This window comes from Dehalobacter sp. TBBPA1, assembly GCF_040931655.1.
Taxonomy (GTDB): domain Bacteria; phylum Bacillota; class Desulfitobacteriia; order Desulfitobacteriales; family Syntrophobotulaceae; genus Dehalobacter; species Dehalobacter restrictus.
Genome location: NZ_CP162385.1, coordinates 1,505,521 through 1,524,283, shown reverse-complemented (window position 1 = coordinate 1,524,283; position 18,763 = coordinate 1,505,521). Strand labels below are relative to the sequence as shown.

At 44.0% G+C, this 18,763-nt stretch carries 16 protein-coding genes; 4 read left to right on the top strand and 12 right to left on the bottom strand.

The annotated features are described in order from the left end of the window. Positions 1–30: 30 nt before the first annotated feature. From AB3489_RS07485 to AB3489_RS07470, 4 genes are all read right to left on the bottom strand, one after another. Positions 31–2,316, bottom strand: coding sequence for a hypothetical protein (locus tag AB3489_RS07485; RefSeq protein WP_368292349.1), 2,286 nt, complete (start codon positions 2,314–2,316; stop codon positions 31–33). After that, positions 2,306–3,460 (bottom strand): exonuclease SbcCD subunit D, encoded by a 1,155-nt coding sequence (locus AB3489_RS07480; protein ID WP_368292348.1) that lies wholly within the window; start codon positions 3,458–3,460, stop codon positions 2,306–2,308. The genes AB3489_RS07485 and AB3489_RS07480 overlap by 11 nt, the downstream gene beginning before the upstream one ends. Before the next feature lie 260 nt (positions 3,461–3,720). After that, complete coding sequence (locus AB3489_RS07475) at positions 3,721–5,691, bottom strand: bifunctional UDP-sugar hydrolase/5'-nucleotidase (protein ID WP_368292346.1); 1,971 nt, start codon at positions 5,689–5,691, stop codon at positions 3,721–3,723. Between the two features lie 82 nt (positions 5,692–5,773). Beyond that, a complete protein-coding gene (locus tag AB3489_RS07470) occupies positions 5,774–6,727 on the bottom strand; it encodes a lysophospholipase (RefSeq protein WP_368292344.1) in 954 nt (317 codons plus the stop codon). Positions 6,728–6,979: 252 nt separating this feature from the next. On the opposite strand from AB3489_RS07470, the gene AB3489_RS07465 reads away from it, so the two are divergent. Further along, positions 6,980–7,657: a C40 family peptidase gene (locus AB3489_RS07465; protein ID WP_368292342.1), complete on the top strand. Its 678-nt coding sequence runs from the start codon at positions 6,980–6,982 to the stop codon at positions 7,655–7,657. A gap of 219 nt (positions 7,658–7,876) precedes the next feature. Continuing rightward, the gene (locus AB3489_RS07460) at positions 7,877–8,536 is read left to right on the top strand and encodes a hypothetical protein (RefSeq protein ID WP_368292340.1); all 660 of its coding nucleotides are present in this window, start codon (positions 7,877–7,879) and stop codon (positions 8,534–8,536) included. Between the two features lie 29 nt (positions 8,537–8,565). On the opposite strand, the gene AB3489_RS07455 is transcribed toward AB3489_RS07460, so the two are convergent. From AB3489_RS07455 to AB3489_RS07430, 6 genes are all read right to left on the bottom strand, one after another. After that, a complete protein-coding gene (locus AB3489_RS07455; RefSeq protein ID WP_368292338.1) occupies positions 8,566–9,369 on the bottom strand; it encodes an RNA-binding protein in 804 nt (267 codons plus the stop codon). 83 nt (positions 9,370–9,452) lie between these two features. After that, complete coding sequence (locus AB3489_RS07450; protein ID WP_368292336.1) at positions 9,453–10,214, bottom strand: DUF3307 domain-containing protein; 762 nt, start codon at positions 10,212–10,214, stop codon at positions 9,453–9,455. A 3-nt stretch (positions 10,215–10,217) separates the two neighbouring features. Further along, positions 10,218–11,075 carry a SatD family protein gene (locus AB3489_RS07445; protein WP_368292335.1) on the bottom strand — a complete coding sequence of 286 codons (858 nt, stop codon included), beginning with the start codon at positions 11,073–11,075 and terminating at the stop codon, positions 10,218–10,220. 512 nt (positions 11,076–11,587) lie between these two features. Beyond that, positions 11,588–12,223, bottom strand: a complete 636-nt coding sequence (locus AB3489_RS07440; RefSeq protein WP_368292333.1) for a corrinoid protein — start codon at positions 12,221–12,223, stop codon at positions 11,588–11,590. Positions 12,224–12,295: 72 nt separating this feature from the next. Further along, entirely contained in the window at positions 12,296–13,099 is an 804-nt protein-coding gene (locus tag AB3489_RS07435) for a methyltetrahydrofolate cobalamin methyltransferase (protein ID WP_368292332.1), read from the bottom strand. Positions 13,100–13,161: 62 nt separating this feature from the next. Next, a complete protein-coding gene (locus tag AB3489_RS07430; protein WP_368292331.1) occupies positions 13,162–14,163 on the bottom strand; it encodes a uroporphyrinogen decarboxylase family protein in 1,002 nt (333 codons plus the stop codon). 291 nt (positions 14,164–14,454) lie between these two features. On the opposite strand from AB3489_RS07430, the gene AB3489_RS07425 reads away from it, so the two are divergent. Beyond that, complete coding sequence (locus tag AB3489_RS07425; protein ID WP_368292329.1) at positions 14,455–15,945, top strand: PucR family transcriptional regulator; 1,491 nt, start codon at positions 14,455–14,457, stop codon at positions 15,943–15,945. Positions 15,946–16,030: 85 nt separating this feature from the next. Continuing rightward, positions 16,031–17,275, top strand: coding sequence for an IS256 family transposase (locus AB3489_RS07420; protein ID WP_368292328.1), 1,245 nt, complete (start codon positions 16,031–16,033; stop codon positions 17,273–17,275). Between the two features lie 457 nt (positions 17,276–17,732). Here AB3489_RS07420 and AB3489_RS07415 read toward each other — a convergent pair whose 3' ends face one another. Continuing rightward, positions 17,733–18,272 (bottom strand): hypothetical protein, encoded by a 540-nt coding sequence (locus AB3489_RS07415; protein WP_368294547.1) that lies wholly within the window; start codon positions 18,270–18,272, stop codon positions 17,733–17,735. Beyond that, positions 18,272–18,601 carry a hypothetical protein gene (locus AB3489_RS07410; RefSeq protein ID WP_368294546.1) on the bottom strand — a complete coding sequence of 110 codons (330 nt, stop codon included), beginning with the start codon at positions 18,599–18,601 and terminating at the stop codon, positions 18,272–18,274. The genes AB3489_RS07415 and AB3489_RS07410 overlap by 1 nt, the downstream gene beginning before the upstream one ends. Between the last annotated feature and the right edge of the window lie 162 nt (positions 18,602–18,763).

Below are 18,763 nucleotides of genomic sequence, written 5' to 3'. Positions count from 1 at the left end.
AAGTTACTGGTAAGAAGATCAGGCTTTGCTTCAGAGCTCGTCAGCCATTTTCCGCAGTCTGGCATCCGCCGTACAGAAAATAACCTGACGCGAGTGTGACAGTTCCTGCAGATAAGCCAGTGCTTTCTTCCAAAATCCCTCGGTTCCGTTCATTGATCCGGCCAGAAAGAACAGAGGAATTTCTGTGCTGCTGTCCTCAAGGGCGGCTTCGGCAATGGCCAGGCGGTAAGCAAAATAGTACGGATAGGCTTCGGCCATCATCATTTCTTTTTTATCCGACAGGTTCAACGAAAATGCCTGCCTCAAAAACCGCTGTGCTTTAATCTTTAAAACAATGCCGTTCTCGGCCTGCCATTTTTGCAGCGAGGTTTCAAGCAGTTCCGCCGTATCATCAAGGGTATGCTGTAATTCCTGATAGGTTTGCCATTGCTGTTTTACGCTCCCGAGTTTTTTCTCCAAGTCATGATCCATTTTCACAGCCTGACTATCCTGAAGGTCTTTACGGATCTTCTGAAGCCGGCTGTTTTTTTCTGAAAGCGCCTGGCGGGAAGCCGCCAGGGCGGCCAACCTTTCTTCTTCTGGCAGACATGCTTCACGTTCCAGTTCGGCAAGGGGTTCTAAAGTTCTGGATAGTTGATCCAGATTCCGCTTATTTAAGGCGATATCATACTGTTCTTTCAGTAAATCATATTCTTTTTCAGTTTCTTCTTTGATCCGCAGTTCACGTGCAATCAGCAGCACGGCCTCAAAGACCTCGTCGATATCGGCATCAGACGAGATCCGGTTCTGCAATTTTTCGCGCAGTTGTGATGCATATTCCTGCAGTTTCTGTTCTGTTTCCTGCTGTTGCCCTGTCTGTGCCTGCAGCGTCTGAAGCATTTCCGCACCATGGCTGTTTTTCTGCCAGTACTCGTCCCAACCGCTTTTCCAGGACGAAAAATCGGAAGCCTTGACCATCGCAAAAGCTTGTTGCAGCCGCTGACTGCGGGACAGAATGATTCTGCGCAGTTCTTTTTCCCTTCTAACCTGTTTCCTGACCAGGTTATAATCCGCCTGGAGCCGGTCTGCAGCCTGTTTCTGATTCTGGTACGCTTCGATCTGCCGCGTGAATTCTTGATAGTCTGCAGCTTGATATTTTTGCAGAAGCTTTGTCAGACGCGAAGCCAATCGGTCTTCGATGCTGACTGCCCCTGACCGCCGGATAACCCTCCGGTCAATCATACGTCCGAGTACAGAGTCCTGCCATTTTTTCAAGCGTGTGTATGATCGGGCAAGTGAACGTTGGTCTTTGTCAGTCATACCGGCAATCAGCGCATATTTTTTGAGTTTGGCTTTTTCTTCATAAAGGGACCCTTCCAGTTCCTTCACGGTATCAGCTAAACCGGCAAAGCTTTCAAGTTCCTTCTGCGCGGCACGAAGCTCTTCTTCAGCGCTGCGTAAGTGCTGCTCCTCATTTTCCGGCAGTTGCCGATAGCCGGATGATCTTAGTGAATCCTGAAGCTCGTTGATGGCCTGAGTCTGCCGGGTGATCAAAGCTTTACCTTGTTCCGCCTCTTTTTGAATCAAGGCCCAGGCATAACACTCTTCCCGCAAACCTTCAATCATGTCCCAGTCAACCTGTTTATCCTGAACAACGGCCGCCAATCGAATCCCGGTATCCCTGCGCAGTTCTTCGAGGCTGGCAAGTTCACCCTGCAGACGGCGCAATTCACGGTAATCAAGGTTCTCTCTCAGGATAACAAGCCGCTGCTGAATTCTTTCCATCTCAGCAATTTTCTCCGTCATAAGATGCTGTTCAGCCTGCAGGTTCTTAATTTCGATTTGCAGAAAGCGCTGTTCCTCCTGCCGGTGGCTTGCTTCTTCCCAATCTCTTCTTAACGCATCATACTCGGCTTTAACCTGAGCCATTCCATCCGCCTGTTCTTCGACACGTTCCTTTGCTCTGGCCAGGGCGTCATGCACCCGTGCCAGGGAGAGCTCTTCATTTCCGACCTGCTGGAGATTGGAGACCCTTCGGTACAAACCATGCTTATTGGTATCCGGCCAGACAATAAAGCCGCCCTGCCGGATTGCCTCAAAAGTCATATTCAAATCTGTTTGTTCCCCGGAAAGCAGGATTTCTGCTAACCCTTGTCTCTTCCGCTTATCTGACGGTACTGCCGACACCCGGTCGTCATAGTATTCCTGCAGTAATTGATACAAAGCTTTTGCCAGTTCGGGTTCCTCCAAATATAGCACCGTAAAATCCCCGGGCAAGGACCACTCCGTATCCCCGATCAGCGGATGCCCCTGCAGCCCGATCTTATCAATCCTCATAATCTTCCCGTCCCTGACTGATTGCAGCCAATCCAATTTTCTGGACCAATTCCCAACGCCGCTGTTCTTCAGGCCGGTTTTCTGAAGAAAGGCGTTTTTGGATCTCTCTTCCGAATACTTCGGTTAAATCCGGGAAGCCGCTGGTTTGGCGTCTTATAACATTGCCATCGGCGCAAAGAGCCGGACCAGACTGGGATGTATGGTAAACCTCAAAGTAGCTGAAGTCTTCGGAGAGAAGCTGATGCAAAGTCTGGACTGTACTTTCCGGATCCGGATATGGCCCAGACAGAACAATCCGGAACAAATCTCTTTGCCGTTCTTCTTTCGTTGTATCTGCCAAAAGCCCGCTAGCAATCTCTTTTGGTTCAGCCGCCTGCGGCCAGAACTTTTCAATGTAGTTCCGTCCGCCAAGTTCCACAAAATCAACCTGTGTCAATTTCCCGTCTGTTTCTCCAAAAAGCACGCCATGCAGCCCGCTGTCCTGAAAGCTCCTGGCTTCAGGGGATCCACAATCTGCCCAGAAAGTATCACCGATCTGATGCAGCCCACTGAATTTCTGCTGATGCCCTAACGCCAGATAGGTTAAACCACTTGCTGTAATCACCTCTGGCTCCAGAGGAATAAACCTATCCGTATTTTTGGGGGACGCTATCTCTGCATGGAGCAGCATCACCTGAATAGGTGCGTTGTGTAAGACCGGCTGAATCATCCCCAGATCAATCAGCTCCTGACGGTAATTCGTCCATCCCGAGCCATAGATGACAGTTCCTTTGGCCGGAATTTCAATATGACTGATGCCCCCTGCAAAGATATGAACATTACCGGGCCATTCAGCAAAACGGTAGGCCGAAGAGATGACCAAAGGATCCTGATCCCCAGGAGTGATAAAGACACGGGTGTCTTTCAAGCCGGAGAATGACCTGTAAACACGCTCGACCGTTTCTTTACGCGCATTCTCTTGGTCGAATAAATCCCCTGTCACGAACAGAAAATCCACTTTTTCTTTTTGGCAAAGCGTCAGGACGGCTTCGAAGGTATGCCATAAGTCCTGATTGCGCATTGCTGTCCAGCAAGCCGGTCCTTCCCAAGAACGGCTGTCAAATTGAAATCCGGCACAATGCACAAAACGGATGGTACTCGCCATTTTTTACACCTCACCCTGATGACACCAAAACATCAATCGATCGTCGCTTACCAGCCATGTAAACATCACAGCAAGCAGAATGTTTGCTGCCAATACGATTTCCCAAGTATGGTGTTATGTTAGTTCTTGGGGACCCCGGCAAATTCCTGCTTACAATTGCAACTTACTTTTTCGCTCGATAAAAAAATAAAAAATAAAAAATAAAAGCCAGAAATCTTTCCGGCTAAGATTCTGCATGTTTTCATACAGAAAAACTGATTTCAGACAGATTTCTGGTTGATTCGGGCCAAGCGTCTGCGACGGGTAACGATCCTGTAAATCGCAAAAATAATCAGCGTCATAACAACAAGAACAACGGTATAGACCGTCAGGGTTATTTTGTTCGGATTGGCGAGTAGGGATATTGGATGATGGCTGTTGTCTACCACTTTTCTTCCAAGTATCATGCCGTAATCATCAGAGATCGTTGGAACTCCGCCGACTTTAGCAAAGGACTGAAGATATAAGGCGAGGGCCTGCCATTCTTTGACTTCGGCATTATTTCCGGCTGTGTCTTTGACGATCTGGGCTTCAAAATCTGTAACCGGTATACCTTCTTCTGTTTTCGGCACAATCGATAATAGACCGTAAGATTTATCGCCGACGATCGAAAGCATCTGAGCAGAATACAAACCGGCAACCACCCTGTATAATTTGGTATCGTCAATCTCTTCAATAGAGCCGTCCGGCTTCTGCAACACGGCGTCAGTGACCTTATTGAATATCATCCGGTTCGGATTATACGTGAAATCAATACCTGACATGAACAATTGGGCTTCAGCCATCATCGGCGAGATCGAGGCATCTACTTCGCATAGAGTCTTTAATTCCTGGCCGGTTAAATAGACAGAAACCAGCGGATACCCCGGAATATTATCCGGACCGGTCCCGAGGGAGCTTACGCTGAAGGCGTCGGCTGCCGTGATCGCGCCCTTAAAAAAGGTACCTCTGATCGTCCCGGCAGGTACAACTGCGACATCCACCGGAACATAGCCGGAACCTTCCGCCTTTTTCACAGCATAAACGTAGGCATCAGAAATCAGGTTGGCCAATGGATCTTCCTGATGCGTATTCAATATGTCGTTGACCTTCCGGAAGTTATAGGGGGATTCTGCCAATACTTGATCATAATTTAACTGAAACGGAGCAAAGAATTTGTCCTGAACCTGTTGTTTGAACTGACTTACAATACCGGCAATCTGCGGATCCTCAGGCAGTCTTTCATCGATTGCCGGCAGACGGTAAGCAACAAGTCCCCAGTCTGAAGAACCGGATTTTTGAGAAATTTGCAAAACACCAAGGTACTTGCAGCTGTCTCCGGCGGAACAAATAAGCGTCTTGCCTTCGATGATTGGTTCTTCAAGTTTGGTGTGGGTATGGCCACTGATAATCACATCAATATCGGGAACTTCTTTTGCCAGGATCTGGTCTTCAGATTCGGATGCCTTTTCCCAGGTCCCGGAATGGGATAAGCAGATAATTAAATCAACTTTTTCCTGGTTTTTCAGGACCGAAACGATCCGTTCGGCGTTCGCGACTGGATCGGCGAATTCCACTTCGGCTTTCGGTGCGTTGGATGCCGCATCGTTTCCAATCAGGCCAAAAATACCGATCTTTACCCCATTCTTTTCAATGACGGTGTATTCGGTGATCCCATAATCCTGATAAGCCTGTTGCAGAGCTGCCAGCGAAGGCGTTAAGCTGCCGTCCTCTTTGGCCGGAAAGGCAATATTGGCCTGAACGATCCGGGGCAAAATCTCCCCGTTTTTCCGCGCAGCAACAGCTGCCTGAAGGCTGTCGGCCAGTCCGGAAGCCCTGTAGTCATATTCGTGATTACCCAGGGTTACAACATCATACCCCATCTGCCCCATAACGCGAAGCTCCGGGGAGTCTGTCCGAAAAATCGTCTGAAATGGCGTTCCCATGGAATAATCTCCGGCATCGAGGAGCAATGCATCCGGGTCACCCTCTTTCTCGGCAGCAATGGCGCTCTGGAGTCTGGCAAATCCGCCTGACTGATTTATCACACCGTTTTGTTCGTCTTTGACCGGCAGGAGATGATCATGCATGTCATGTGTAAACAAAATCGTCATACTCTTCTGAGTTTCGGCCGAGGCAATAGGAGAATTAATGGGCAAAACAAACATTGTGCCAATCAGGAAAGCAACCAAAGCAAATTGGATTCTTTTCATCATCTTTCCCTCCTCATTTCTATATCTATGCTATCGGTCTACTTATCTGTCAATCAATCAATTTATCTATCCGTCTATCCGTCTATCTATGCGCTATGTTATTCTTGCCAATCTTGGAACTTAGCCACTGAATTATATCCTGAAGAACTTGAGAATTGTCCGTTTCATTGTGCAGTTCATGTCTGCAGTTTTCATATTGTTTTACAGTAACATCACGGATTCCAGCTTGTTGGTAATGCAGACGCAGAGCTGTGATAATTTCTCCGTAGTGGCCGACAGGATCCATTTGGCCGGAGAGGATCAGAATCGGAATGTCTTTCGGGATCTTCCTGATGTTAGACTTCTTTTGTACTTGCAAAATTCCGGCAAAAAAATCATGATAGAACGCTAAAGTACAGGTTCCCCCGCAGTAACTATCCTGAATATATTCATCGACAACAAGCAGATTGGTGGTAAGCCAGTCAAATTCTGTCCTGTTTTCTGCGCACCGGGCATTGAAGTTTTTAAAAGTCAGCTCGTGAATGAATTTGCTTTTGTAAAGCTTTCCTTTGACCAGAGCTATCATCCGACATAAAAAGCGGCCAAAATACAGCATAAACGTCGTGTCTCCGCCCGGGCCGGATAAAATAAACCCCTGTACTCCCTGCTCATCTCCATAGAGATGCATATAATGCTGAAGAATAAAGCTTCCCATACTATGACCAAAAATGAACAACGGCAGTCCGGGATTTTCTTTTTTGACCAGGGCAACAGAATCATAGACATCATGTACCATAAGGTTCCAGCCGTCTTGACCCGCAAATCCTTCCATGCCTGCGGTTTCAGTTGTTTTGCCATGGCCTCTCTGGTCGTAGGCATAAACAATGTACCCTGCCTCCGTCAACTCCCTGGCAAACGGCGCATATCTGCCGGAATGCTCCGATATCCCGTGGATAATCAAGATGATTGCTTTGGCGGGGAGCGTATCCGGCTCCCATTTGGTTGCAAATATTTGATCTGAAGGATGGATATTCCAGTAGCTTTGCTTTTCTCTCATGCTATTTCCCCTTACGGCAAATTAGAGGTGTGGTATCCGAGGTGTGTGTATCCGTTTAATGAAAACATTCATTTAATGAATCACACCTAATATATCATCTTGAAGACAAATTATCATCCTTTTCCCACGTTATAAATATTTCCAGAATTTTGGACATGCCTTTTTTCCAGTGAATTGTTAAAATACTGGTAAGAAGCGAACGAGACCCTTATAGAATTGAGAAGACAAAATTTTACGGAGTGGAGGATTTTAATGACGAAAAAAATTGTTGTTACGCTGCTTCTTTCTGCAATCCTGATTCTCGGCTTAGCTCAGGTAACGTCTGCTGCCCTCGGCAATACACTTCTGAAGACAGGCTCGACGGGGTCGGATGTCGTAGAACTACAAACCAAACTTAACTGTCTGGGTTACAGCGTCGGCACAGTGGACGGAATTTTCGGACTCAAAACACAAGCCGGTGTCATCGCTTTTCAGAAAGCCAAGAATTTATCGGCTGACGGAATTGTTGGGCCGATCACGGCTTCAGCCATAAACACCGCCTATACGAATAAAGCGCAGGGCGTCAAAGCCAGCGCGATTGTTGCGACGGCCCAGAAATACATTGGTGTCCCCTACAAATATGGAGGTACTTCCCCATCGACTGGATTTGATTGTTCTGGATTTGTTCAATATGTTTTTGCGCAAAACGGCATTACCCTGCCGCGTATTTCCAGGGACCAGTACCTGGTTGGCAAAGCGGTCAGTTTCGCTAATTTACAACCGGGAGATATCGTTTTCTTTTCAATTGCCAAAAACGGTGTCGTTGATCATGAGGGGATTTACATTGGCAATAACCAGTTTATCAATGCTTCAAGCTCCAAAGGTGTTGCTGTCTATAGTTTCGGAACCTATTGGAAATCTGTCTATCTCGGGGCAAAACGGGTGATTTAGTGGTTATATGAATCATGTTCATTTCGTCGGCTGAAATATATTTATTCATTTATTGAGAATGTCCGGATCGAATAATATCTGACATTCTCATTTTTTCTGACCTTGTGGCTTATTCGTTTATCAGTAAAAGTATTTAAAAAAAATCGTAGATTGTGTTATATTAAGACAAAACACAAATCAGTCTGCTAGCTTATCCTTTATGGACAGAAAGGACATCATATGCCTGCGAACCATCCGAAAAAACATCCGCATCATCTACCTAATCGGCACAATCACTCCACTCAGCATCAGCAATCCTGCAACTGTGGCCATGACCATTCCCAGAAGACCGGCCATGCCGTTCATGTTCATGATGCTGAATCCTGTCCGGTCTGCAGTGGTTCGGAAACCATTACGCCGGAAGAATACCTAAATAAAATTGAGGAAGCCGTAAATAAGCTCCCTCAAAATAAAATCAGGGACAGAATGAACCGGCTGATTGTCCTGACAGCCGGCACAGCCGCCTCGGCCGCTGAACACAAGGATACCATCCTGCTTCAAATCACAGAGGTATATCTAACGCTGCGCCTGGCGGAGGAATCCGGTCAAACGCTGGCTCCCGAGGACGCCCAACGTCTTTTCCGCGAACTTTCCGGGCAGGCCGGCCTTGCGCTTACTGCCAAATATGGTCTGGAAGGATTGACCAGGGTTGGCTTGGACGCAGACTCAAGCAGCACGCCGGGAACAGCCTCGCTTGTGTTTATTAGCTGCTATGCAATCGGCAAAGTATTGATGCAATATTTCAGGAAGCAAAAGGAAGGTTCCGCCTTGGCCGCTGAAGAAATCAAAGACTGCTTTCGGGCAGCGAAGGCCGAAGCAGAACGATTGGCACGAGAATAAATTTGGGTATTTATTTCAAGAGCGTTGTACTAGACATACTTTTTAATCACGATGGACTGGCGGCCTTTTTTAGAAAGTCCGCCTACTTCCTGAAGCTTGATTTTTCCGAAGCCGCGCAGAGATAGCGTATCCCCTTCTGCAACCGTCTTATCTGTCTTGTCACATTCCAGTGAATTCAGCATGACCTTCCCGGATTCAACATATTCCCCCGCTTTGGTACGGCTTAAGTTAAAACCTGCCGCGACCACACTGTCCAGCCGTAATGAGGCTACGGTGTCTTTCAGCAGAAGAACTTTTTCTTCCGGTATTTGCAGCAATCCCGCAGAGATGATTGCTGTTTTTATTTTGACACGGCCAACTGATTCCAGATTGTTTATCAGGAACGGCAGGATTTCTTTCAGGACAATCAGATCACAGCTTTTTTCTGTGACCAGAATGTCACCGACCGTTTCCCGTTTGATTCCTGCCCCCATTAAGCTGCCTAGGAAATCCCGATGCGACAGGCCGCTGTCTGCAGGATATTCCGCCCGGATAAAAGCTAATGGGCAATATTCATCATCCTGAATGACCTGTTCGGGCTCCAAGTAGTCCGGAAAAAAGACCAATACGGTACGCTCAGCCCCTTCATAGCCTCCCCAGAAAAAATGCCGGGATCTTCCGTCCGTAATAAGCATATTTTCGGCCAAAGACCGCTGCTGCTGATTGCAGAACCTTGTAAAGGCCGGAATATTCTTTTTCTCGGATTCTTCAAGCTTGTCAAGGACCCGGGCAAGCAGTAGCCTGCTTTCTTCATCCTGGGCATATTTTTTGACGATTTCGTTTTTATTAATCATGCAGTATCCTTTTAAGAACTTTCAAACAATTATTTCTTATATAATATTATACTGATTTCGACGTATTCAATTAGTTTGATGGCTCACCTGATGATCAGTAATGCGTTGCCGAGTGTAATACAGCCGAGTGCGATCACGATGCTCAACAGCGTGCCGACAAGATATTTTTCGGCGAAATCCCGGTCGTTTAGCTGACTGAAACGCGCTAAACTTTTTGCTGCGAGCACAAAGCCAATGGCCCCGAGCTGCCCGTTCAGCCACAGTGTCAATGTAATAACCCGTTCCAGCACGCCGATCAGATACCCGCTTTTAATTAACTCGTTGGTATCCTCCTGATTCTGAAAATGAAATAAGATCAGGATCTTTTTGATAAAAATAGCGGCAGGCGACAGGCACAAGATATACAACAAGATGAGCACGGCACCGTTGTATAGTTCCGGCCCCGTCAAATCCACCGAAATCCTACCTAAGACACTTTCTCCGAGTCCGCTTGTTTCTGTAAGATAAAAGCCGCAGGCCAGGATAATCAGGATATGTAAAAACTGGTCGGCAACAAACAGGAAAAAATCTGTTTTTGCCAAGTCCGGCTGTTTGGCTGCATAATATTGAAGCAGACGGGTTCTGGAATAATCGATAGACAGGTGGCTTAGAACGATGATCAGCACTGCAAATATCATGTTATTAACAGGTCCAAACCAGATTAGAGCCAGAATCAGAAGGACGGCATAGATCAGACAATGCCAGAGAAAGTACTTGATCTGGTCACGTTTTTTGGTAGCCATTGCCGTGCTTTGCAGAATGAAGTCTCCAAGCAGATGGGCAATTATCGGCAGCAAAAAATTCATAACTCACCTCTCAAAGGTTCGATGGATCATCAGCAGGGTAACAATATCAATTTCACGAATCTCTGGAATGTTGGCAGATTTGATCACGTTGTCAACATTCTGTCTGGATGTATTGGTAATATTTGATATTTTTCCTGATAATCCTTTTTTATAGACCTCTTTCAGGGTCAATTTATTTTGAAGTGACTCCGAAGTAAAAATGGCGAAAGGTTCAATATGCTCGCTGTTAATCCAGGATACGTCATCGATTGAAGCCGCTTTGATTCGTGTTTTTTGATAATAGCTCTGGCGGTACCTTTCCGAAACAAGACCTGGCAGCCGCTTGAATGCAGGCAGATCCATTGCCTTTTGGTCAAACAGCGGCTGAATGACTTCGGTCAGCAATAAGACGTTGTTTTGATACAGACTCTGTTTCCTGACGAGCAGATCGGATGTTTTGAGCAAGGTATTAATGACCAGATCGTTTTCGTGCTTGGCGTTGAATAATAAGTCATAGCCGCTGCGTTCCGGGATCCTTAAAATTGCCTCCCTGGCCAGATGGTAAGCTGGTCCGTCCTGTTCCGCTGAAGTCCCGTCCGGAATCCGGACATCCCAGTCCCCTACCCCAAATCCGCAGCGAATGGGTAGAGGAGCCAGCAGCATTTTTAAAAGACGAACATAGAGAAATGCGGCTGTCGGTGTTTTGAACAGTCCTTGTACTTCGTCACCTGCGCTGAAGATGACGGCAAATTCCTGCGATCTTTGAAAGATGCTGTTCAGGACATTCAGGCACATCTTCATATATCGTTGAATCTGTTCACGGTCGCTTTTGGGAAGCTTTTTCGAGTTTACCAGATCGGCAATCACAGCAGTGTAGAGCATAGAACCACCTCTAGTGTTATTATAACAGCATTAAAATTAAAAGCAATCTGTTTTGATTGCTTTTAGTATTTACAACCTAAATTAATTGCTTGCTTTCTTTACCTTTAGTATACGACTAGGACCTCTGAAAGGGTCTTTTCTTACGAAATACTCTCCTAGCCCTGTCTTAACACAGCAGATACCAGGATATTTGAATCAACGAATACTCGTAAGGCATTACTTTTTTCCCTTTCCCCGTATGATATATTGTCAAGCCTTTCAATGTATCTTCGATACAAAAAATTTCTAAATTTGAAGAATTTGTATGCGCTTACAAATTCTTCGGTAAATGAAACAATTGGCTTAAACAGGTAAGGAATCTGGACCTGGATTAAATTGATAATTAATATGCTGACGATTATAAAATAAGCTTCTTTTGTTAGATTCAACTTGTGAATTTAGTCAAAAGAAGCTTTAATTTAATATAAAGTGACTAATAGGTTAGAATATCAATTGATATCGTTATTGGATTGTTAGGCCTTCACCAGTTCAACGGCTTTAACAGCCGCGCTGCCGGCATCGGGGGCAAATCCGTCAGCACCGATTTCTGTGGCGAAATCCTGGGTTACTGGTGCGCCGCCGATGATGACTTTGAAGCCAGTGAGGCCGCTGCCTTTTTTGATCGTCTGTACCGCTTCTTTCAGTGCAGGCATCGTGGTGGTCAGAAGACCGGAACAGGCAACTAAGGTCACGTTCTGATTTTCATTGATCGCTTGGATCCATCTGTCTGCCGGGACATCAACACCGAGGTCAACCATGGTGAAGCCGGCGCTTTCAATCATCATGGAAACAAGGTTTTTTCCAATATCGTGCAGGTCGCCGGCGACGGTTCCGATAATGCAGGTACCTAAAGAGTTGGAGCTGTCGCCAGCCATTAACGGTTTTAAGACTTCTACGCCTTTGGCCATTGCTTTAGCTGCCATCAGCATTTCCGGTACAAAGATTTCGCCGGTGGAGAATTTGTCACCAACCACGCTCATGGAGTCCACCATGCCCTGAAGGACGTCTTTCGCAGCGCTGCCTTCATCCAATGCTTCCTGAACCAGACCAGCTACCAGTTTCGTTTTACCTGCTTCTACCATTGCTTTGACTTCGTTAATTTTTGCCATTTTTATCCTCCCAAAGTTAAAATTCGAAAATCGAGTTTGTGCTCAAGAATAGTTTGCGTTTTGCATAAGATATTATTTCTTCTGCCCGAACTTGCCTTCCCGAAAAGCGCTGATGTATTCCATGCAGTATTCATCCTGGCCTAAAAGCGCTTCAGTTGAGAAAATCATACCGAGAAGGTCCTGATTGGTTGGATCGAGAATGCCGCTGTCCATACCAGCGTTCATTGCCAGTACGAGGAAAGCCTGGTTGACGAGCTTACGGGCGGGCAGATTGAAGGAGACGTTGCTGCAACCGCCGGTGATATGGATGGTCGGATACTGCCATTTGATTTCTTTCATGACATCGACGATCATGTTGATACCGTCTTCAGAGGTGCAAAGCATTTCAACCAGCGGGTCGATGTGCAGGCGGGACGGGGCAATATTGAAGTCTTTCGCAAGTTTCATGATGCTGGCGAAGACTTCGAGGCGTTTTTCAGCGCTCTTGGAGATGCCACTGTCATCGTTGAGCAGCGCGACACATTCCCATTTCGTGGCGGAGATAATTGGGAAAATCACATCGATCTTGTCGCCTTCGCCAGATACAGAGTTAATAAGTCCCGGCTTTTTGCAGAACGGAATTGCTGCAACGATCGCCTGAGCATTCGGGCTGTCAATACAGATCGGGGTATCGGTCACTTCCTGGACCAGGTCGATCAGCCATTTCAGGGTCTCAATTTCGATGCTGGTATCAGTAGATGCGCAGACGTCGATAAAATCTGCACCAGCGTCTGTCTGGATTTTAGCTAGATTGCGTATAAAGTCAGCGTTCTTCTCCGTTATGGCTTTGGCGACTGAGGGAATAGCGCCATTGATTTTTTCACCGATAATGATCATAAAATGACTCCTTGAATATCTAATTTATTATGGTTAATACTTTAGTTGAATAATTTGTAATATTATTCGACATTCTGATAGGCAATACGACTTAATTCATAGACCTTATCTGCAAAAACAGGGAACTTACTCAAGTCATTTTCCGCAATAGGATCGACATTCATAGTCAGAAGAATTCTCTTATCTCCATATTTTTCGAACCATTTTTGGGCAAGTGCTCGTATATCTTCATCTGTCATATCACTGGTAAGAACAGGACTGGCTACAGCAAACGTTATTGGTGCATCATGATACGTTTCGATCATGGCGTCTATATCATTCAGCGATGGTTGTGGATACCAATAATCATCACCTTCTTCGATCATTGCCGGTATCAGCCTTTCCGCTTTTCCGCAGCTATGATGCTCAAAAATAATGCCCAATTCATGACACACATCGGTTATCCGTTTGATATACGGAACAATCATTTCTCTGCAAGTATCTAAAGAAAAGAACGGACCGGTGCTTGTACCCCAATCGTCATGGAAGAAAACACTCTCAACATTAATAATTTTCTTCATACGCCGGATATAATCAACATAGACATCCGCAAGCTTGTCAAAGAAACGATGTACACCTTCCTGCTGGTCCTCATCGACTAAAGCCATCGCCGCTTCAGCGGCACCCATCAGATTCATCAGTCGTTCCCACATGCCAAACTGGATCCCCAACTGAATAAGACGGTCGTCTGCCAAATATTCCTTATTGTCGTTTACAATGCCTTCCCAGTCCATCTCATCAAGATCCGGCATTGAAATATAATCTTCCCATCGATTGATATCAGGTACTTTCGGTGCCCCAGGCTTTATGGTTGCGCCACAAACATTTTCTTCCCACTGAAGCTCAAGGCCAAACCATCCAGTCAAGATATTGCCTGCTTTTCGGAAATCGATGCACTCTCCGCCGTCAAACGCTTGATGATTGGCATAATTATCGGGATGTTGACGTGGTCGGAACATATTTGTTTCTGCTCCAACCCAACCACAAACAGGGATCCAATACGGAGTCTCTCCTCTAAATAGCATTTTGAAATTTTCTCTTCGTTCAATTGGACGATGCATTCTTGGTGTGGCTGGAAATCCGTACATCCCAATTAATTCAATACTTTCAATTGGGGGATACATTCCAATAATTTCTCTTTCTTTAATGGGATCAAATTTTTCTTTCTTAATAAAAATCACACCTTTCAAAAAAATGCGTTGTTTGATTCATATGATAATTCAATATTTTTAAAAAAAACACCGTCATTCATATTGAAAATGGTTTTAGTAAACAATACAATTTGTATTACAAAGACTAATTGAGGGGGAACATCTATGTTGTTGCATGGTTCCGTTATCAAATACGAATTGAGCAAGAAAATGTCCTGTTCTTATAAGGTTTTCTCTCAGGATATTGAAGTGGATCTCCCGCTGTTTTATGAGGAAGGCTTAAATATGTCAGGTCATATTGTACTAATAGATAGTAGTGAAAGAATACAAATTGTACATAACAAAGAAGACGTTATTTTCGTATGCCATAACCGCTTCGCAAAAAACATCCTTAACTCTACAATCAATTTAATTATTATTGAGGACAATGTGCCGATGACAATCATTTTTAACCAGATCATGCAGATTTTTTTAAGATTTAATGAATGGGAAAAAATAATGATCGATAATATAAGCAACTTTGCTACATTTGACAAAATGTTTGATAATCTGGAGATGGTTGTGGATCAAGGTGTTTTTCTGGCGGATACTCAGTTTCATTTTATATCGTATACAAAAAAATATATTCCTGAGTTTCCAGATCTAAATATTGATCAAGCATTGCAGATGATTGTGAAACAGGGTTTCAGCACATTGGATTCGATTAAGGAAGTGTTTCAATATAACGAAATCGAACATTGTCTGCATAAAAATATCTTTTTCCATAATTCGTACGTTGGACGTTTGGGAACGTGGTATTCAGAGGATGAAGATAAAAATAAGTACTACACCCACTTATTAGATTATCTTGCGAAATATCTCGAAGAACTATATTCCATCAGTGGGTCTTTTGAAAGGAATGCGGGTAGTACCCAACTTTTAAAGGAAGTTTTCCGCAATTTTATTAATGGCGTCAGGGTTGATGCTTATACCCTGTTAACGACACTTTCTCAAAATCATTATCACCAGGATGATGAGTATTTTTTAATTAACTTCACAACAAATATCAAGGGGGAATCACATCTTTATGCAAATTACATCGGAACGCAAATGGAGCGAAAATGGCAGGGGATTTGCTGTATACAAAATGAAATCTACACACTGATTCTTGTAAATATCACTGTTTTCAAAAAATTTGAAACCGTCAATTTCTTTCAAGAGCTTCCGACATTGATTCGTGACAGCATGCTAATTGCAGCAATCAGCAGACGATTTCGCGAATTACAGAATGTGTATCAAGCATTTAACCAGACAAAAATTGCTTTCGAAATCGGCAAAAAAATTAAACCAAACTATTGGTTATATAAATTTGATGATTATACCCTTGATTATCTTTTGCATTCCGCAAAAGGTGACTTTTCGCCGGAACAAATATGTAGCACAGTTATTTTGAAAATAAAAGAATATGATAACAAAAATCATACGCAGCATTTTGAAACGCTATTTGAATATATTAAAAATCAATATAATGCTTCAGCTACTGCAAATGCGCTTTTTATTGCCCGGAGCACATTTTTAAGCAGAATGGAACAGATTACCAAGTTGACCAACTTGGATCTAAATGATTGGAATGTGCGTTTATATTTAATGCTTTCATATAAATTCTATGAAATATAGCGTGAACAAAACAGAGACCGTTTCAGATTTTGTGTAAACCTCCAGAGTGATGTAAGATAAGAGCATCACATGGAGGTTTTTATTTATGGCCAAGAGGAGAATTACCCCCGAGAGAAGAGAACAACGTAAAAAGTTACTGGAGATGCTGCAGGCAGCAGGAATCAACGATGTTTCAGGAGTACAGGATCTATTCAAAGAAATGGTAAGTACCGTCCTGGAAAACGGCCTGGAAGCAGAGATGGAAGACGAACTGGGCTATAGCAGATACGACTACCGGAATAAAGAAACAGACAACAGCCGGAACGGTTATAGCGAAAAGACCGTAAAGACTAGCCTGGGAGATATGGATATTTCCATCCCCCGTGACCGCAAAGGCGAATTCGAGCCGCAGATCATCAAAAAGCAGCAGACAACACTCTCAGGAGACATTGAAGAAAAGATTCTATCCATGTATGCCAAAGGAATGACCACCGGAGATATCGAAAGTCATATACGTGAAATTTATGGTATTGAAGTATCCGACAGTACCGTAAGCCGTGTCACCGATAAAATCCTGCCGGTAGTAAAAGAATGGCAAAGCCGACCGCTGGAAAGTATTTATGCAGTCGTATTTATGGACGCCATCCACTTCCATGTGCGCAGTGAGGGTCAGATCGTCAAGAAAGCCGTGTATATCGCCATCGGTATCCAGATGGACGGAGTCAAAGATGTACTGGGCATGTGGGTCGGCGAGAATGAAAGCGCAAAATTCTGGCTCTCCGTGATGAACGGGATCAAAAATCGTGGCGTAGAAGATATCCTCATTGCCTGCGTAGACGGTCTCACAGGTTTCACCAACGCCATTGAAGCCGTATTTCCCAAGACAGAAATTCAGCAGTGCATCATCCACCAGATCCGGAACACAACGAAGTTCGTTTCCTACAAAGACATCAAGGCTCTCATGGCCGATCTGAAGAATATTTACGCAGCTATTGATGAACAAACTGCCCTTTATGAGCTTGATGCCTTTGATGAGAAATGGGGAAGCAAATATCCCAAAATCGCGGTATCCTGGCGAACGCACTGGGCCAATTTAGCCACCTACTTCAAATATCCCCAGGAAGTCCGAAAGCTGATTTACACCACAAACGCTATTGAAGGCTTTAATCGCCAGCTCCGCAAAGTCACCAAAAGCAAATCCGTCTTTCCAACCGACGACAGCTTACTGAAAATGCTTTATCTGGCCATGATGGATATAACGAAAAAATGGACTGGCCGGAGGCAGGATTGGGGGCTAATTCATTCCCAACTGCAAATCTATTTTGAAGACCGATTGGAGCAATTCAGCTAAAACCCGCTCTGGGGCAGACTTGACATGGGACCCTGCGGCGGCTGCTTCAATGGGTCGCGGGATGCGGCTCAAAGGATGTATTCCTTTGGGGTAAGCCCCATCCCGTTCTTAAGGGTAGCATCCGCCGCCCCCATATCAAGTCTTATCTGGGGTCGATTGACAACCCGAAGTATTCCTGTATAATGCAGACAAAAGGAGCGATAGACTTATTCAAGCTATTGCTCCCATAAAATATTCGCCTTATTTTACATCAATTTTGGAGTTTACACAGAGTTCGGGATACACCCACAAAACAATTTAAAGATCATGATTGGTAACCGATTTGGGAATTCCGGAATAAAGCCTGTCCATAAATCGTAAGCGCTTACGATTTTGCCTTTTATACGGTATAAGAAAAATAGTCCACAGCAGCCGAAACTGTGTGACCTAGGGATTTTATTAACTATTTCTAAAACTTTCAAATACTAATTTTTTGTAGTATTTCACCGTTTAGCAAAGAGATTTTATAGTCGATATCTTCAACAGTTAATTTGACATAATCGTCATAAAAGGCAAAATCACTTACAATTTCACTATCATAAGCCCAAATTTTGTCACCTGTAATAGTCAAGCATTGAATACCCAACTCACAAATAATAAACATTTTCCCTTCATTTTCTCTGGTCACCACATCAAAAATTAAGGAATAACATAATAAGGTCTTTGTAACCTCATTCTTTTTGGTGTCAAAAAAATAAATTGATTTATCTGATGTGAAGACAACTGCATCTGTATTTTTAAATTTGACTATAGTTGGTATGATACCATGACCTTCATTCAAAATACCTACTACTTTTTTTACATTATCATTTAAGTTCTCAATTACATAGAATTTCCTTTTAACCTGAGCGTCATTTCCCACAGTTATCCCTTTATTAGCTCTGATATATTCTCTTAATTCTGACTCGGAATCTAATTCATATAATTTAAATTCAACACTGTTCTTAATGAATCTCATTATTTCCCTCCAAACAATGTAACTGTAATTAATTTCGATCCGTCCCAAATAGACTCGGCTTTAACAAACCCATTTGGGCCAGCAATGAGCGATTCCCTTACAACTCTACCATTTTGTTGAACTTCAAGTATACTTGATGGATTATTATAAGCTTTTGTAAGATTATCAAGGACAATGTTTCTTCCGGCTGCATTATCAAATATCCCAATGCTATTTAATTGCCTTTCCATTCCTACTGAACGTTCAATATTATGCATTGTACCTGTCGCATTACCAAATACATACTCAAGTTTGTTACCAAACTCAGGTACAGTCTTAGCCGCCCCCAAGCCCGAAAAGAAAAACCGTTTTGTAAGTATGGGGCAAATGTCAATACAGCGCGCGTTTACCTTTCTAAAAAATTCCTTCTATATTGCATATGATGAAAAAATGGAGAAGCAAGATAAATTTTTGTTTAAGTATACCTATTTATTTTTATGCGTATAATCTAA

What these genes read in the sequence shown, in the direction of transcription:
- AB3489_RS07460 (WP_368292340.1), top strand. Translation starts at nt 7,877, where the DNA reads ATGCCTGCGAACCATCCGAAAAAACATCCGCATCATCTACCTAATCGG.
- AB3489_RS07420 (WP_368292328.1), top strand. Translation starts at nt 16,031, where the DNA reads ATGGCCAAGAGGAGAATTACCCCCGAGAGAAGAGAACAACGTAAAAAG.
- AB3489_RS07425 (WP_368292329.1), top strand. Translation starts at nt 14,455, where the DNA reads ATGTTGTTGCATGGTTCCGTTATCAAATACGAATTGAGCAAGAAAATG.
- AB3489_RS07445 (WP_368292335.1), bottom strand. Translation starts at nt 11,075, where the DNA reads ATGCTCTACACTGCTGTGATTGCCGATCTGGTAAACTCGAAAAAGCTT.
- AB3489_RS07470 (WP_368292344.1), bottom strand. Translation starts at nt 6,727, where the DNA reads ATGAGAGAAAAGCAAAGCTACTGGAATATCCATCCTTCAGATCAAATA.
- AB3489_RS07480 (WP_368292348.1), bottom strand. Translation starts at nt 3,460, where the DNA reads ATGGCGAGTACCATCCGTTTTGTGCATTGTGCCGGATTTCAATTTGAC.
- AB3489_RS07440 (WP_368292333.1), bottom strand. Translation starts at nt 12,223, where the DNA reads ATGGCAAAAATTAACGAAGTCAAAGCAATGGTAGAAGCAGGTAAAACG.
- AB3489_RS07415 (WP_368294547.1), bottom strand. Translation starts at nt 18,272, where the DNA reads ATGAGATTCATTAAGAACAGTGTTGAATTTAAATTATATGAATTAGAT.
- AB3489_RS07465 (WP_368292342.1), top strand. Translation starts at nt 6,980, where the DNA reads ATGACGAAAAAAATTGTTGTTACGCTGCTTCTTTCTGCAATCCTGATT.
- AB3489_RS07475 (WP_368292346.1), bottom strand. Translation starts at nt 5,691, where the DNA reads ATGAAAAGAATCCAATTTGCTTTGGTTGCTTTCCTGATTGGCACAATG.
- AB3489_RS07435 (WP_368292332.1), bottom strand. Translation starts at nt 13,099, where the DNA reads ATGATCATTATCGGTGAAAAAATCAATGGCGCTATTCCCTCAGTCGCC.
- AB3489_RS07485 (WP_368292349.1), bottom strand. Translation starts at nt 2,316, where the DNA reads ATGAGGATTGATAAGATCGGGCTGCAGGGGCATCCGCTGATCGGGGAT.
- AB3489_RS07430 (WP_368292331.1), bottom strand. Translation starts at nt 14,163, where the DNA reads ATGCTATTTAGAGGAGAGACTCCGTATTGGATCCCTGTTTGTGGTTGG.
- AB3489_RS07450 (WP_368292336.1), bottom strand. Translation starts at nt 10,214, where the DNA reads ATGAATTTTTTGCTGCCGATAATTGCCCATCTGCTTGGAGACTTCATT.
- AB3489_RS07455 (WP_368292338.1), bottom strand. Translation starts at nt 9,369, where the DNA reads ATGATTAATAAAAACGAAATCGTCAAAAAATATGCCCAGGATGAAGAA.